The organism is Mammaliicoccus stepanovicii, assembly GCF_002902525.1.
In the GTDB taxonomy this organism is placed as follows: Bacteria; Bacillota; Bacilli; order Staphylococcales; family Staphylococcaceae; genus Mammaliicoccus; species Mammaliicoccus stepanovicii.
Genome location: NZ_PPQZ01000015.1, coordinates 86,651 through 102,650, shown reverse-complemented (window position 1 = coordinate 102,650; position 16,000 = coordinate 86,651). Strand labels below are relative to the sequence as shown.

Genomic DNA, 16,000 nt, shown 5'->3' with positions numbered 1-16,000 from the left:
TTACATACAAATATGTTTGCTACTACTCAATTATAGAAAATGTAAGCGTTATTGTAAACAATGAGCGGTTAATTTTAAAAATTGTTAGACGAATATTTCACTTTTGATTTGATTGGTTCAAAAGTTTTGCGATGAATTGGCGTTATACCAAGTTTTTCTATTCCTTCGAGATGGGCTTTTGTACCATATCCCTTATTGTTATCAAAATCATAACCTGGATATTCATCATGGTAATCATTCATTAATTTATCTCTATATTCTTTCGCTATAACACTTGCTGCAGCAATTGACACACTATTTGCATCACCTTTAATAATAGATGTTTGTGGAATATTGTTATTTAATTCCATAGCATCAATAAGTAAATGATCTGGTTTCACTGATAATTCATCTATCGCTCTTTGCATCGCTAATTTCGTTGCTTGATATATATTTAACTCATCTATTTCTTCTACAGTTGCAACCCCAATACCAACTGCGAGACACCGTTTATAAATTTCTGTCTCATAGAATGACCGTTTCGATTGTGATAATGCTTTTGAATCCGTAATACCGATGTAGTTATGATTTGGCTCAAGAATGACTGCGCTTGCGACTACAGGACCTGCTAAAGGACCACGTCCTACTTCGTCTATACCACAAATTAATGCATTATGATTTGAATTCAAAATTTGATTTTCGAATTTATTCATTTCTTCGTATTGCGTTAATAACTTTTCTTGTTTATAAATGTACTTTCGTCTTTTGTTAATCGCTAATTGTACACCTTTACGTACATCCTCTAAATAAATTGAATTGTTAATGTCATCGTGTGTCAAATATTGATTAATTTCATTCGAAATTTCTTTAATGCTCTTTTGTTTCATAGAGTCCATCCTTCATCTCATCATAAATATCGAAACAATAGTTGCCTATTTTAGCATTTCTTAAATCTCTAATGATGAGTTCAGTTACAGATTCATAATCTATTTCATTTCCTCTTTTAAGCATGCCTCTTCTTTTACCAATTTGATCAAATAAATCCACTACTTCGTCATCACCCGCAAGTTCAATTTGATAAAACTTTTGTAACTTTTCAGGGTCATGATCAATTAAGAAATTGAGACCATAAATTGCAACTTCGTCCAAATGCACAATACTATCTTTAATAGCACCGGTTAGACTAAGTTTCTTACCAATCGCTTGGTCCTCAAATTTTGGCCATAAAATACCAGGTGTATCTAATAATTCTAATTCTTTACCAACTTTAATCCACTGTTGTTTCTTTGTTACGCCTGGTGTATTTCCTGTCTTTGCGATTGATTTCTTTGCTAATTTATTTATTAATGTTGATTTCCCTACATTAGGTATACCAACTATCATAGCTCTAATCGCTCGAGGTCTTAGCCCTTTGCTTTTCTCACGATCAAATTTCTCTTTAGTGGCAGCTTGAGCAGCCTTCATGAGTTCACCTAGATGTTTACCATGTTTGGAATCAATTTGTACTGGGAAAAATCCTTGATTCTTAAAGTACTGCATCCACTTATCAGTTTCACTTTGTTTAGACATGTCTTTTTTGTTAAGTATAATAACTCGAGGCTTTTGTTTTATAATGTCATCAATCATAGGATTTCTTGATGATAAAGGTATTCTTGCATCTACGAGTTCGAATACAACATCTACCATTTTAAGTTGTTCTGTTACTTCTCTTCTTGCTTTGGCCATATGCCCTGGAAACCATTGTATTGTCATATATATTATCCTTTCTTATCTAAACTAATAAAATATGATATATTTACCATATCTAATTAGGAGGTTCGTTATGTTAATTTCAATAGTAGTCCCTCTTTATAATGAAGAAACTAATATCTCTATTTTACATGAAAAAGTGTCGAACGTCTTTTTAAATTTAGCACATCAATTTGAACTTATTTTTATAAATGATGGATCAAGTGACAACTCTTTAAATATATTGAAATCATTATCCGATAAAGATAGTCACGTCAAATACATTTCTTTTTCAAAAAACTTTGGTAAAGAGTCAGCAATGTACTGTGGACTTAAACACGCAAATGGTGATGCAACAGTAATTATGGACTCTGATTTACAACATCCACCTGAACTTATTCCAGATATGATAAATCTGTATCAGGATGGCTATCATCAAGTTGTTGGAATTAGAAATCGCAAGAAAGAATCATTTATAAAGCGTATCCCAGCTTCTGCATTCTATAAGTTATCCAAATATTTAGTTGAAGTTAAATTTAAAAGTGGAGAAGGTGACTTCCGATTAATGTCTCAACAAGTAGTCGATTCAATATTAAAATTAACGGAATATAATCGGTTTTCTAAAGGATTATTTGAGTGGGTTGGATTTTCTAAAACATCCATTCAGTATTATCATCAAGAGCGTAACGAAGGAAAGTCAAAGTATTCAATTTTCAAATTAATAGATTATGGATTTGACGGTATTATTAGTTTTAATAATAAACCACTACGACTTTGTTTTTACTTTGGTGGCATTACAATGTTCGTTTGTCTACTGTACATTCTTATATCTTTTATTAATATTTTGATGAATGGCATTGATGAACCGGGATACTTCACTATTATTTCGTCTATCCTTTTCCTTGGAGGACTTCAATTATTTAGTTTAGGTATAATAGGTGAATATATTGGCAGGATTTATTTTGAATCAAAAGATAGACCTAAATACATTATTGAGCAATCCAATATATTCGAAGATCAATAAAATTGAATGATACGTTGGTGAAATAAATGAAAAATAAAATATTAACATTTTTATATGCAAGCAGACATAAATTACAAATCATATTGCTTTTTTCAGTGTTAGCTGTGTTAGGCCACGGCTACGTATTATATAGATATTTTAAAGATGGTATTTTGTTTACTGGTCCGAATGATGGTATGGAACAGATGGTCCCAATACAAATGTATTTATATGAACATTGGACTCATGGGTCATTTTTCTATGCAACTGATTTAGGCCTTGGTGGAGACATGATGATGGATTTTGCTTATTATTTCTCTACAAATTTATTGTTCATTCTAAATGTAATGTTTATTTATATCGCTTCTTTTATATTGCATTTCAATACTGATCATATGTTATTTTGGGTACAAAATGCTATTGTCATCTCTATTGTAAAATCATTCCTTATCATGTTTTCAACATATCTATTATTTAAACATTACGGTTTAAATCGTATCGCTTCAATCGTTTCAGCATTCTTATTCGCCGTTTCTCCTATTTATTTTAGGTTTACTGTTTATTGGCCGTTCTTTAGTGATGTTTTTATTTTATTACCATTATTAATTTTAAGTATTGAACGTTTCTTAACACGTAAAAAAATCGGCATGTTTATCATTATCGTGACCTTAACATTTATTAATAATTTTTATTTTGCTTATTATCAATTATTAATTGGCCTTCTCTACTTCATGTATAGAATGATTTTCAAATATAAGGATGACATAATAAATAGATTTCAACAATTCAAAGTATTTACGATTGCTAGTATTCTCGGATTAGGCTCTAGTTTGTTTATATTCTTCCAAGCAGCTATAGGATTCATAGGAAATAATAGAGCTACTTATCGAGGAGAAATCCCTTTATTATCAGAGTTTGGCAAGCATGATAATATATTTTATGATAATTATTTAGTTGTTGTATTATTTGTTGCTATCCAAGCATTACTCACATTCAATTTGTACAAACATTATTATTATCGATTATTTAGCATATTTACAATCATTTTCATTATTGCGAGTTTTATACCTTTTGTTGATAGTATATTTAATGGGTTTTCTGCACCACAAAAAAGATGGCACTATTTGCTAACATTCTTCTCGAGTGGACTTATTGCATTCTATGTATACTACTTTAAAAGCATACCTGTAAAGCAATATATAGCAACATGCATGCCAAGTTTTATCATCATATTGATGAGCTATTTGATTACTAAAGATTATGTGATTTGGATATGGATGGTTCCTGTTTTATGTTTAATAGGTTTAGCTGTACTCACAATCAACTCTAAAGGTAAGGTATTAATCATTCTATATGCAATTTCCATTATGTTTTTATCATTTTTAGTTTCGAAAGAGCATAGTAAAAATCAAATTTATCATGAAGACCACGAACGAAGAGCAAATAAATTTTACATTCAAGCGAGTACGTTTGATAGCGCACTACAGCGTAAGCATATCAATGATATCAAAAAAAATATCGATAGTGGTGAACGCATTTCATGGAGAGTATTAAATCAAGATAACACCCCGATGTATCAACAATTTCAAGGTATGAGTTTATATTCAAGTATATTTGATGGTGCGTTAAATGATTACTTATATAATAAAGCAAAAGTCAATTTACAAGACGAATCATTAAGTAAATATAGTAATATGCAAGGTCGTTCTAACTTGTATAGTTTATGGTCGACGAAATATTTTATGAAAAAAAGCTATCAGCAAGAATTACCAGCTAATTTCAAACTTATAAATGACGATGGTAAATATCAAATTTATAAAAATGAACAAATGTTGCCTACCGTAAAGGTGACGGATCAATATTACGACCCAAATCAAATAAGAAATCCTTTAGATCTTGAACATGCTATGATCAAAGGTGTAGTCACGACACAAAACCATAAAGATTACGCTAAAATGACGCATTCCAAAAATTTATTAAAAGATACAAGTATTACAACACATCATTCAAATTATAATAAAGATATATTAACTGTTCCTTCAAATGGAGATGGCCTTACAATTAAACTACCTCCACATATAGCAAAGCAATATCAAGATTTATATTTAATGATGTATGTAGATCGTAAACCACCACAATCTAACTTTACAATTCAAATTAATCAATACGCTAACAATCGATTATTTAAAGATTCTAAATATCGTATGAACCAAGATAACCTATTGTATCGTGTGCCAGTTTCTAATGACGGCAAGATAAATATTGGACTCACTAACGGTGCATACAAGTTGAAATTACAAGGTTTATATGGAGAAAATTATCAAACTTTAAAACAAGCGGACAAAAGAAAGGAACATTCATTTAAAGAAAAGAACGGAATTATCGATATTAAACTAAACAAACATAAAGCAGGTACAACTGTGGTAAATATTCCTTTCAGAAAAGGATTAACAGCATATGTAGATGGCAAAAAAACTAACGTTCAACGTGTGAATCATGTCATGGTGGGCATTGATGTAGATAAACAAAGCAAACATATTAAGATTAAATACAAGCCACCGTATTTTAATGTGATGCTTATCATTTCTATCATCTCAATATTACTATCAATTTTATTCACAAGATTTATTAATAAAAACTAAATAAATGAGCGGGAAAGCAATCTGATTTTATAAAAAAGATTACTTCCCCGCTCATTTAAATAAAAAAAGTTCCTATCTCTAGGAACTTTTTTTGTATAACTTTATTATCTAATTTCTTTAATACGAGCAGCTTTACCACGTAAACTACGTAGGTAGTAAAGTTTAGCACGACGTACTTTACCGCGACGTTTAACTTCGATAGTCTCGATTTTTGGTGTATGTACTGGGAATGTACGTTCCACACCTACACCGTAAGAGATTTTACGAACTGTAAACGTTTCAGAAATACCGCCACCACGACGTTTAATTACAACACCTTCGAACACTTGGATACGTTCGCGAGAACCCTCAACGATACGTACGTGTACACGTACAGTGTCTCCGGCACGGAATGTTGGAATATCCGTACGTAATTGGTCTTTCGTTACTGCTTCGATTAACTTATGATTACTCATTTATATTCTCTCCTTCTGACTATGTTCTTGCCCAAAATTTTATAAAAACGTTTCATTGCTAGCAGCGGATCATAGTGATTTTGTGTTAACACACTTATAATAATATATCATATTGTGTAAATTGATTCAATCTATTTTTTATTGTTGTTCAAGAATTTTTTATCTTCTTCAGTAAGTGGATATTGCTCTAATAAATCAGGTCTTCGTTCTAAAGTTCTGAGCAACGATTGCTCATGTCTCCATTTATTAATGTGTGCATGATTTCCAGACAATAATACATCTGGCACTTTATATCCTTTATATTCAGCAGGTCTCGTATATTGAGGATGTTCCAGTAATCCAGAAGAAAATGAATCATCTTCATGTGAAACTTGGTTTCCTAATACATCTGGTAATAACCTAACAATTGCATCTGTCATCGTCATACTGGCTAACTCTCCTCCAGTAAGAACATAATCCCCAATTGATATTTCATCCGTCACACACTCAGTTCTGATTCGTTCATCATAACCTTCATAATGACCACAAATAAATACAATATGGTCACTTTTAGAAAGCGACTCGGCTTTCTTCTGTGTGAATGGCTCACCTTGTGGACACATTAATATCACACGTGTTTCAGGTGTTTTCTCCAAAGCTTCTAGTGCATTGAAGATAGGTTCTGGCTTAAGGACCATACCTTGACCACCACCATATGGATAATCATCTACTTGAGAATGTTTGTTTTGAGCAAAATCTCTAAAATTCACAGTATTAAATTTAACAATTCCTTTATCTTGGGCTCTTTTCATTATGGAATGATTAAGAACGCCTTCATACATTTCCGGAAATAGCGTTAAATAATCGATTTTCATCAGTCTAATAAACCTTCCATTGGTTCTATATAAATAGATTTATTTTCTATTTGAACTTTTTTGACGACATCCTCGATATAAGGAATCAAGTATTCTTTATCGCCTTGAACGACCCATACATCGTTTGCACCTGTTTCCATTACTTCAGTAACTTTACCAAGTTGTTCATCATTCACATAGACTGTGCAACCAATTATATCAGCATAATAAAATTCATTCTCTTCAAGTTCGATAGATTTATTATCTTCCTCTTGAAATAATTTAGATCCTTTTAAATATTCAATATCATTTATATTATGAATCCCTTCAAAAGTGAGTAAATGGAAATTTTTATGCAATCTATGTGAGGCAATTGTAAATGATTGTTCTTCATTTTTATGTTTAACAATGATTTGCTGACCTACTTGAAATCGTTCATCAGTAAAATCTGAATCTGATAATACTCTAATCTCACCTTTAATACCATGTGTATTTACAAATTTACCTACTTCAACTTTCATTGAGCAATCCCTCCTCAACTGTTTCATAATCAACAATAAAAAAGAGCACCAAAATAGGCACTCTTAATTAACTTCTACAAACACTTTCTTGCCATGCTCGTTCATTGAACCAGACACAATTGTACGAATGGCTTTAATCATTCTGCCCTTCTTACCAATAATTCTTCCAACGTCTTCTTCATGAACGTCTATACTAAACGTAATGCTAGAATCTTGTTCATCTTTAGATATATTGATGTTCTCCGGATAATCTACGAGCGGTACTATTATTGTTTGTATTAATTTTTCCAATTTATTCTACAACTTATTTAGAAAGTTTAGAGTTATGGAATTTCTCCATGATACCTTGAGTTGATAAGATATCACGAACTGTATCAGTAGGTTTTGCTCCATTAGCTAACCATTTTAAAGCTAATTCTTCATCAACTTTAATTTCTGCTTCTGGTTTAGCAACTGGATTGTAAGTACCGATTGGTTCGATAATACGACCATCACGTGGAGAACGTGCATCTGCTACTACTATACGATAAAATGGGTTTCTTTTTGAACCCTTACGCGTTAAACGAATTTTAACTGCCATGTTTAAAAAACTCCTTACTAATTTATAATTTCTTTTCTACAAGTAAATACTATAACAGGGTTTAAAAAGTTTGTAAAGTGTTTTCTCTTTACCAATTTAAATTTATTTAAGATTTACTATACTTGAATCATTCAATGAAAGCTTAAATCACTTTAAAATGGTAAATTCATACCTTGAAATGGATTGCTCGCTCTCTTGCCTTTTTTACCTTTTTTGTTGCCGCCAGTAAATTGTTTCATCATTTTTTTCATATCACCGAATTGTTTCATCAGTCTATTCACTTCTTGTAATGAACGACCAGATCCTTGAGCGATACGGCGTTTTCTCGATACATTTAATATATCAGGATTACTTCTTTCTTCACGAGTCATTGAACGTATGATTGCTTGAACGTTATCAAGTTGTTTTGGATCCATGTTAGCATTTTTCATGCCTTTCATCTTGTTAGCGCCTGGAATCATATTCATTAAATCATCGAGTGATCCTAATCCTTTAACTTGCTCTAGTTGCTCTAGGAAATCATCCAATGTAAATGATGATGTTCTCATTTTCTGTTCTAATTCTTTAGCTTTCGTTTCATCTACACCTTGTTGAGCTTTCTCAATTAAACTTAGTACATCACCCATACCTAATATTCGAGATGCCATTCGTTCTGGATGGAATAGTTCTAGTCCGTCTAATTTTTCACTCATACCAATAAATTTAATCGGTTTATCCGTAACAGATCGAATAGATAATGCTGCACCACCACGAGTATCACCATCTAATTTAGTTAGCGTCACACCCGTAATATCTAAAGTAGTATCAAATGATTCAGCAACATTTACTGCATCTTGACCAGTCATTGAGTCAACAACTAACATGATTTCATCTGGTTTAGATACTTCTTTCACATCAACTAATTCGTTCATTAATGCTTCATCAATATGCAATCGTCCTGCAGTATCAATGATTACGAAATCTAGATGTTCTTCTCTAGCATACTTTAAAGCATTCTCAGTGATTTCTTTAGGACTAACTTGATCTCCTTCAGTATATACAGGCACATCAATTTGCTTTCCAACTGTTTGTAACTGTTGAATTGCTGCTGGACGATAAATATCACATGCTACGAGCAATGGTTTTTTGTTGTATTTTTTTCTCATTAATAATGCTAATTTACCAGCAGTTGTTGTTTTACCGGCACCTTGTAAACCAACCATCATGACAACTGTAGGTGGTTTAGTACTCATGTTAATTTTACTATTTTCTCCACCCATTAATGCCGTTAACTCATCTTGTACAATTTTAATAACTTGTTGACCAGGTGTTAATGATTGCATAACGTCAGAACCTAAAGCACGTTCAGAAACCGTATTAACAAATTTCTTAACAACTTTAAAGTTAACATCCGCTTCTAATAATGCTAAGCGCACTTCACGCATCATCGTTTTAATATCTTGTTCTGTTACTTTCCCTTTACCTTTGATGCGTTGCATCGTGGCTTGAAGTCTTTCGGACAACCCTTCAAATGCCATAATTTCTCCTCCTATTCAAGAGTCTCTAAGCTTTCTAATGCTTGCTTAATATCTTGATTATCTCCAGATAATTTCTTGATTTTATCTATAATTAATTGTCTTTCTTTAAATTTATTAAAGAGTTGTAACTTTGTCTCATACTCTTCCAATAATTCATCTGTTCGCTTTATATTATCATATACAGCTTGACGACTCACATGATATGTCTCTGCTATTTCACTTAAAGCATAATCTTGTAAGTAGTACAATTCCAGATAATTTCTTTGTTTATCAGTTAATAAGCCTTGATAAAAGTCAAACAAGTAATTCATTCTCATAGTTTTGATTAATTCATTATTTTCCTTCATGAGTTTCATCTACTTCAGTTGAATTTTCGATTGAATCATTTGATTCTATCATATCGGCGAATAATCCATAAACATAACTTTCAGCATCAAATGGTTGTAGGTCATCTAATTTTTCACCTAATCCTACAAATTTAACTGGTATTTGTAATTCATTTCTTATGGCTAATACAATACCACCTTTTGCTGTTCCGTCAAGTTTAGTTAAGACGATTCCTGTAACTTGAGTTACTTCTTTAAAGGATTTAGCTTGTGACAGTGCATTTTGACCAGTAGTTGCGTCTAGTGCTAATAATACTTCGTGTGGCGCACCAGGTATATTTCTGTCGATTACTTTTCTAACTTTTTGTAATTCATTCATTAAGTTTGCTTTGTTTTGTAATCTTCCTGCCGTGTCACAAATTAATATATCTGCGCCTCTATTTTTCGCAGCATTTACCGCATCGTACATAACTGCTGCAGGATCTGACCCTTCTTTCTGGCTAATTACTTCTACGCCTACTCGCTCTCCCCAAACTTGCAATTGTTCAATCGCACCAGCACGGAAAGTATCGCCTGCTGCTAACATGACTTTCTTGCCTTCTTGTTTGTATCGATGTGCCAATTTACCGATAGTTGTAGTCTTACCAACACCATTGACACCTACCATCAAAATTACATTTAGGCGGTCATCTTCAATGTTCATATGGTCTATATTTTCATCATCTTGAACATAAATTTCTACTATTTTTTCAACTATAACTTCTCTTAATTCTGCTGTTTCTGTTATATTTTGTCGCTTAGCTTCCATACGCAGTTCATCTACTAATTCCATAACTGTATTGAATCCAACGTCAGCTTGAATTAACATCTCTTCTAATGCTTCAAAAAAGTCTTCGTCAACTTTTCTATAAACTGCTAATAAGTCATTTAATTTATTTTGGAAATTTTCTCTTGATTTTTCTAGACCTTGTTTGAATTTAGCACCGAGTTGCTCAGATTCCCATTCTTCAAACTCATCTAAAGACATTAAACCATCATCAAACTGAACAGCTTCTGGATTTTGTTTTTCATCAGATTCTGGTGGTAAATCTTGAACTGGTTTTTCTTCTTTAATATCAATATCTTTATTTACTTCTTCGGTTGGTGCGAATTTATCTTTTAATCGTTTAAAAAAACTCATGACTGCAATGCCTCCAATTCTTCATTTTTTAATGACTTTAAGTTAACACTAACGAGTTTTGAAATACCTCTTTCTTGCATTGTGACCCCATATAAACTATCTGCATAAGACATAGTCCCTTTTCGATGGGTAATAACAATGAATTGTGTTTCTGCTTTAAGCTTATCTAAATACTCAGCGTATCGAATGACATTATGTTCATCAAGTGCCGCTTCTACCTCATCCAAAATTACAAACGGTGCGGTTCTTACTTTCAATATAGCAAATAATAAACTAATTGCAGATAGCGCACGTTCCCCACCACTTAATAGTGATAAGTACTGTCTATTCTTACCAGGCGGTTGGACTACAATTTCGACACCTGCATTTAATATATCTTTATCTGTTAACTGAAGTTCCGCTTTACCTCCGTTGAACAGTGTTCTGAAGACATTTCCAAAGTGACGGTTAACTTCATCAAAAGTTTCTTTAAATCTAACAGATACTTCGCTATCCATTTCTGAAATCACTTGTTCTAATGTTTCTTTAGCTTCTAATAAGTCATTACGTTGATCGTTTAGGAAAGTATATCTTTCATTTACTTCTTTAAATTGGTCTATTGCATTAATATTTACATGGCCGAGTTCATCAATAGACATTTTTGTGAGTTTCACTGTTTTTCTTGCTTCTGATATATCTTCAGGCATTTCATATAGTGATTGTGCCTTTTCGAACGTTAATTGATAAGTCTCATTTAAATGTGTCAATTGATGTTCAATCATGATATCAATTTTTGAATGTTTACTAACCATGTCTTGCAATCCAGTTTCTATTCCAGAAATACTTTGATGTAATGACGCGGTTTCTTCTTCTAACACTTTAATATTTTGCTGAATATCTTGATACTCAGTTTGCTCTTGTTGCATTTTTAATTCTATGTTTCCTTTTAATGATGTGAATTTTTGAATTTGTTGTTCCACTTCTTCAAATTGACTTACACCACTATATTCATCAGAATTAACTAATTCAATTTGGTCTATTATTTTATTCAAAGTATTTTCTTGCTCGTTTAAATCTTCGTTCAGACGACGTTTATCTCTTTCTTTTAAACGATGTCTTTCTTTTTCGACTGCTAGATTTGAACGTTTTTCATTTAATTCATTTTGAATTGTTTTTTCACTATCTTTATTATTAGATAATGAAGCATTTAAATGGTTTAACTCTTCGTCAATTTTTGTTAATTTTTCTTGTATATTTGTTAACGTACTTTTCTTTTCAAGCAAAGTTTCTTGGCCTTTGACAAAGTTATAACCATCATTTTTTTCGAATTCAAATGTCTCATTTTCATCTTTCAGACGTTTTTCTTTAGCTAGAATAGAATCTAATTGAAGCGTCACTTCATGCTCTTTAGCTCTCAGCTCTGTTCCTTTAACTTCTGTTTCAGTAAGTTGTTTCTCTAATCGTTCAACTTCTGATTTCAAAGTTTTAACTTGAGATTCTATTGCATGTGTTTGTTGCATAAACTCATTATATTTATCTTCGGTTGTTTTTAATTCGTCTTTTTGTGATAACAAACTTGCTTTCTTCTCTTTACCTCCACCAGTCATTGCGCCTCCTGGTGTAATCACATCTCCTTCTAGAGTAACAATTCTATGTTTAAATTGTATTTTTCTTGCTAGGTGATTCGCCATCTCAAGATTTTCAGCTATAATCGTGCCACCTAATAAGTGCTCTACTATGTTACGATATTTGTCATCAAAATTCACACCTTCTGATGCTACAGTTACAAATCCCTTTTCATTACTAATCTCTGCAATGAGATTTTGTGGTATAAATCGGCGTTTTACGACATTCATAGGTAGAAATGTTGCTCTACCTAGTTTTTTGTCTTTTAAGTATTTAATTGCTAGTCTTGCATCTTTTTCTTCTTGAACAATGATATGTTGCAATGATGCGCCTAATGCAATTTCGATTGCGGTTGTTAATTTAGAAGGCGTATCAATAATTTCAGCAACAGCGCCCTCAATTCCATGCAATGATTTTTCTTTCAAAATATGTTTCACACCTGAATAGAAACCAATATATTCATCTTGCATGTTTTTCAGAGCATTGATTCGTGTCTTCATTTGTTCTGTATAACGATATGCTTGATAAAGCTTAGTTTCTGATTCTTTATAGTCATTTTCTTTTTGCTTTAATGATGTGTGTGTATCTTTATATTTATTAGTCGTTTCTTTAAGTTCAGTTTCAACTTTATTTAATTTATCTGTAATGTCATCTTTTTCTTCCCAAATTCTTTGTAGTTCTTCATAAACTTCTTTTTGACGACCATCTAATCTTGATTGTTTTTGTTCATGCGCTGATAATTTATCCTCTAAGAAACGAATATCATTATTTATATCTGATTGCTCTGTCATCAATTGATAATATTCATCTTTAAGTTTTTCTATTCTCTCTTCAAATGAGCCTTCGTTATTAGATAAATGTGCTTCTAATTGATTAATTTCTTGAATCATCGCTTGGTATTTCTCTTTATATGAAGATAAATCTAGATCAATGTCTTTAATTTGTTCAGATATTTTACTAATTCTAGTTTCTGTTGCCTGTCTTTCTTCTTCAAGTCGTTCATTTGTAGCGTCACTATTTTTTTGGCGTTCTTTTAACACTTCAAGCTGACCTGTATATCTTTCTAATGATTCAGTCGATTCAACTAACGATTGATTCGACTCTTGAATTTTAATAGAAATATGATCTCTCGTTTTTTTCTTTTCATTTAATGAGCTAGTCATATTTTCCAAATCATTTACTTTATCATCTTTCTGATTTTGGAAATGCTGAATGTCTGATTCTAATTGTTTAAAGTCTTTATTTAAACTTTCAATATCATAAACTGTGACTGTTATATCACTTTTCTTCATCTCTTCTTTAAGCGAAATATACTCTTCTGCGATAGATGCCTCTTCTCTCAATGGCTCTACACGAGCTTCTAAATCAAAAACGATATCTTCGACGCGATTTAAATTTTGTTCTGTTTCATCTAATTTTTGAGTTGCTTCTTTTTTACGTTTTTTGTACTTTAATACGCCTGCTGCTTCTTCAATTAAGAATCTTCTGTCACTAGGCTTTGCATTTAATACTTCATCAACTTTACCTTGAGAAATAATACTGAATGCTTCTTTACCTAAACCAGAGTCTAAGAATAAATCTAAAATTGATTTCAAGCGTGTACGTTCTTTATTTAAATAATATTCGCTGTCACCGTTTCTATATAATCGACGTTCAACTATAACCGTTTCCTCGTCAATGTTTAGCTTCTTCGAATGATTATCTAGCGTTAATTTCACTTCTGCAAACTGACATTTCTTTCGATCTTTAGAACCGTTAAAAATAATATCTTCCATCTTTGACCCACGAAGACTTTTAGCAGATTGTTCTCCTAAAACCCACTTGATTGCATCTGTTATATTACTTTTACCACTACCATTTGGGCCAACGATTGCAGTCACACCGTTGTCAAAATCGACATGTGTATGTTCAGCAAATGATTTAAATCCATATGCATCTATTGATTTCAAATAAACCATAAATTACCCCTTATTGACTATTATTCAGCGCTTTTTTAGCTGCATTTTGTTCTGATTCTTTCTTTGTTCTACCTTCTCCAGTTTCTAAAGGTTTTCCATCTAATAATACTTCAGAAGTAAACAACTTATGGTGAGCCGGACCAGATTCATCTAATAAGTTATATGTTATCGTACCTTTATTGCGTCTATGCATCAATTCTTGTAATTCTGTTTTATAGTCTCTATTTGCAGTATAACTTTCATCAATTACTTGGGGATACACGATCGCACTTAGAAAGGTTTCAACTGTGTCTAGTCCTTTATCTAAATATAAAGCACCTACAAATGATTCAAAAGCATCCGCAATTAAGGATGGTCTTTCACGACCTCCAGTTTTTTCTTCGCCTTTACCTAATAATAATAAATCATTCATATTTAGACTCATTGCAAATGTTACAAGTGATGGTTCACATACAATTGATGCGCGCAGTTTAGTTAACTTACCTTCAGGTAATAATGGGAATTTCTTAAATAAAAACTGTGACACCGTCAATTCTAACACCGCATCTCCTAAAAATTCTAAACGTTCATTGTGGCTTAATTTATCAAGTTTAAAATCATTTATAAAACTTGAATGTGAAAATGCTTGAACATAAATATCATAGTTATCAAATTCAATATCAAGATTATTCATAAACTTATCAAATTTACTTTTAAATTGTGCTATGATTTGTGATTTATTTTTGGACATAACTTACCTCCTTAACTTTATCATTCTTATCTATTTTACGTTAAAAAACATAAAAAAAAAAGAATATTGTTATTTACTTATACATATCCAACAATTCTATAAATAAATATCTAAAAATAAATAAGTCTGGAACATAAATACTTATTCTCAAATAAAGAATGCCACTCCATATTTATTTGGATTAGCTTATTTTATTTTGCTAGATTCTCTAGTCTTGCCTCTTAGCGTACTTCTATTTTGCTAGATTCTCTAGTCTTGCTTCTTAGCGCACTTCTATTTTGCTAGATTACTCCGTCTTGCCTCTTAGCGCGCTTCTATTTTGCTAGATTCTCTAGTCTTGCCTCTTAGCGCACTTTTGTTCCATTATTATCTATATCATCTTACTTAATTATTACTGAAAAACCCGGGACAAATATGTCCCGGGCTCATTTAAATTAACGTTTTATTTATCTATTTGGTCTTATAAACCACATTTCAGTTTCATAATCATGTGTAATGCGTTGCGCTACTTCTGACTTATCAGCACCTCCGCCATACCAATTTTGATCTAAACTTTGGAATTTCATTAAATTACCATCTGCATTACCATTCATCACAATTGCAGTATGACCAGCACCAGAGCCAAAGTCTTCATTAAACACCACAATATCGCCAGGTTTTGCTACAAATGATGGTGTGTTTTTATAAACTGTAGCTTCACCGCTAAAATCATTTGCAGTTGGAATATCTTTAGCATAATCACCATGTAAACCATGACCGTATAGATAATTCCAGTAGTAGTTTACTAAGTCAAAGCATTGCCATCCATAATATCCATCGAAGTCCCATCCTTTGCCTTCTAAAGACTTAATGTAATTCATTGTTGAAGTAGATGATTCTAACACTTCTTTTTTAGCTGTGCTACCATTTTTGTCATAATTTCTATGATCCACTTCAACGTTCT

General features: G+C 32.0%; 14 protein-coding genes and 1 pseudogene. 2 read left to right on the top strand and 13 right to left on the bottom strand.

What is annotated here, in order from left to right; all coding sequences use genetic code 11:
* Positions 1–74: 74 nt before the first annotated feature.
* The gene (locus CD111_RS03105; RefSeq protein WP_095088358.1) at positions 75–866 is read right to left on the bottom strand and encodes a ribonuclease HII; all 792 of its coding nucleotides are present in this window, start codon (positions 864–866) and stop codon (positions 75–77) included.
* A complete protein-coding gene (gene ylqF / locus CD111_RS03100; protein WP_095088360.1) occupies positions 847–1,731 on the bottom strand; it encodes a ribosome biogenesis GTPase YlqF in 885 nt (294 codons plus the stop codon). The genes CD111_RS03105 and ylqF overlap by 20 nt, the downstream gene beginning before the upstream one ends.
* A 70-nt stretch (positions 1,732–1,801) precedes the next feature.
* On the opposite strand from ylqF, the gene CD111_RS03095 reads away from it, so the two are divergent.
* Both CD111_RS03095 and CD111_RS03090 read left to right on the top strand, forming a co-directional pair.
* On the top strand, positions 1,802–2,731 hold the full coding sequence (locus CD111_RS03095; protein ID WP_095088362.1) for a glycosyltransferase family 2 protein: 930 nt from the start codon (positions 1,802–1,804) through the stop codon (positions 2,729–2,731).
* Between the two features lie 26 nt (positions 2,732–2,757).
* Positions 2,758–5,352: a YfhO family protein gene (locus tag CD111_RS03090; protein ID WP_095088365.1), complete on the top strand. Its 2,595-nt coding sequence runs from the start codon at positions 2,758–2,760 to the stop codon at positions 5,350–5,352.
* A gap of 104 nt (positions 5,353–5,456) precedes the next feature.
* On the opposite strand, the gene rplS is transcribed toward CD111_RS03090, so the two are convergent.
* From rplS to CD111_RS03035, 11 genes and pseudogenes are all read right to left on the bottom strand, one after another.
* Complete coding sequence (gene rplS / locus CD111_RS03085; RefSeq protein WP_095088367.1) at positions 5,457–5,807, bottom strand: 50S ribosomal protein L19; 351 nt, start codon at positions 5,805–5,807, stop codon at positions 5,457–5,459.
* 131 nt (positions 5,808–5,938) lie between these two features.
* Positions 5,939–6,661: a tRNA (guanosine(37)-N1)-methyltransferase TrmD gene (gene trmD, locus CD111_RS03080; protein WP_095088370.1), complete on the bottom strand. Its 723-nt coding sequence runs from the start codon at positions 6,659–6,661 to the stop codon at positions 5,939–5,941.
* Positions 6,661–7,161, bottom strand: coding sequence for a ribosome maturation factor RimM (rimM, locus tag CD111_RS03075; protein ID WP_095088372.1), 501 nt, complete (start codon positions 7,159–7,161; stop codon positions 6,661–6,663). The genes trmD and rimM overlap by 1 nt, the downstream gene beginning before the upstream one ends.
* 63 nt (positions 7,162–7,224) lie before the next feature.
* Positions 7,225–7,452 carry a KH domain-containing protein gene (locus CD111_RS03070; RefSeq protein WP_095088374.1) on the bottom strand — a complete coding sequence of 76 codons (228 nt, stop codon included), beginning with the start codon at positions 7,450–7,452 and terminating at the stop codon, positions 7,225–7,227.
* A 13-nt stretch (positions 7,453–7,465) separates the two neighbouring features.
* The gene (rpsP, locus tag CD111_RS03065) at positions 7,466–7,741 is read right to left on the bottom strand and encodes a 30S ribosomal protein S16 (RefSeq protein ID WP_095088376.1); all 276 of its coding nucleotides are present in this window, start codon (positions 7,739–7,741) and stop codon (positions 7,466–7,468) included.
* Positions 7,742–7,893: 152 nt separating this feature from the next.
* The gene (gene ffh / locus CD111_RS03060) at positions 7,894–9,258 is read right to left on the bottom strand and encodes a signal recognition particle protein (protein ID WP_095088378.1); all 1,365 of its coding nucleotides are present in this window, start codon (positions 9,256–9,258) and stop codon (positions 7,894–7,896) included.
* A gap of 11 nt (positions 9,259–9,269) precedes the next feature.
* Positions 9,270–9,605 carry a putative DNA-binding protein gene (locus CD111_RS03055; protein ID WP_095088380.1) on the bottom strand — a complete coding sequence of 112 codons (336 nt, stop codon included), beginning with the start codon at positions 9,603–9,605 and terminating at the stop codon, positions 9,270–9,272.
* A complete protein-coding gene (gene ftsY, locus CD111_RS03050; protein ID WP_095088382.1) occupies positions 9,592–10,764 on the bottom strand; it encodes a signal recognition particle-docking protein FtsY in 1,173 nt (390 codons plus the stop codon). Before ftsY ends, CD111_RS03055 begins: the two co-directional genes overlap by 14 nt.
* The gene (smc, locus tag CD111_RS03045; RefSeq protein WP_095088384.1) at positions 10,761–14,327 is read right to left on the bottom strand and encodes a chromosome segregation protein SMC; all 3,567 of its coding nucleotides are present in this window, start codon (positions 14,325–14,327) and stop codon (positions 10,761–10,763) included. Before smc ends, ftsY begins: the two co-directional genes overlap by 4 nt.
* 10 nt (positions 14,328–14,337) lie before the next feature.
* Positions 14,338–15,057 carry a ribonuclease III gene (gene rnc, locus CD111_RS03040; protein WP_095088386.1) on the bottom strand — a complete coding sequence of 240 codons (720 nt, stop codon included), beginning with the start codon at positions 15,055–15,057 and terminating at the stop codon, positions 14,338–14,340.
* 446 nt (positions 15,058–15,503) lie between these two features.
* Positions 15,504–15,932 (bottom strand): annotated as a pseudogene (locus tag CD111_RS03035) (CHAP domain-containing protein); the annotation flags it as partial.
* Positions 15,933–16,000: the final 68 nt, after the last annotated feature.

Coding starts and splice junctions, on each gene's coding strand:
- rnc (WP_095088386.1), bottom strand. CDS start 15,057: ATGTCCAAAAATAAATCACAAATCATAGCACAATTTAAAAGTAAATTT.
- ylqF (WP_095088360.1), bottom strand. CDS start 1,731: ATGACAATACAATGGTTTCCAGGGCATATGGCCAAAGCAAGAAGAGAA.
- rimM (WP_095088372.1), bottom strand. CDS start 7,161: ATGAAAGTTGAAGTAGGTAAATTTGTAAATACACATGGTATTAAAGGT.
- smc (WP_095088384.1), bottom strand. CDS start 14,327: ATGGTTTATTTGAAATCAATAGATGCATATGGATTTAAATCATTTGCT.
- CD111_RS03055 (WP_095088380.1), bottom strand. CDS start 9,605: ATGAAGGAAAATAATGAATTAATCAAAACTATGAGAATGAATTACTTG.
- CD111_RS03090 (WP_095088365.1), top strand. CDS start 2,758: ATGAAAAATAAAATATTAACATTTTTATATGCAAGCAGACATAAATTA.
- rpsP (WP_095088376.1), bottom strand. CDS start 7,741: ATGGCAGTTAAAATTCGTTTAACGCGTAAGGGTTCAAAAAGAAACCCA.
- rplS (WP_095088367.1), bottom strand. CDS start 5,807: ATGAGTAATCATAAGTTAATCGAAGCAGTAACGAAAGACCAATTACGT.
- CD111_RS03095 (WP_095088362.1), top strand. CDS start 1,802: ATGTTAATTTCAATAGTAGTCCCTCTTTATAATGAAGAAACTAATATC.
- trmD (WP_095088370.1), bottom strand. CDS start 6,661: ATGAAAATCGATTATTTAACGCTATTTCCGGAAATGTATGAAGGCGTT.
- CD111_RS03105 (WP_095088358.1), bottom strand. CDS start 866: ATGAAACAAAAGAGCATTAAAGAAATTTCGAATGAAATTAATCAATAT.
- ftsY (WP_095088382.1), bottom strand. CDS start 10,764: ATGAGTTTTTTTAAACGATTAAAAGATAAATTCGCACCAACCGAAGAA.
- ffh (WP_095088378.1), bottom strand. CDS start 9,258: ATGGCATTTGAAGGGTTGTCCGAAAGACTTCAAGCCACGATGCAACGC.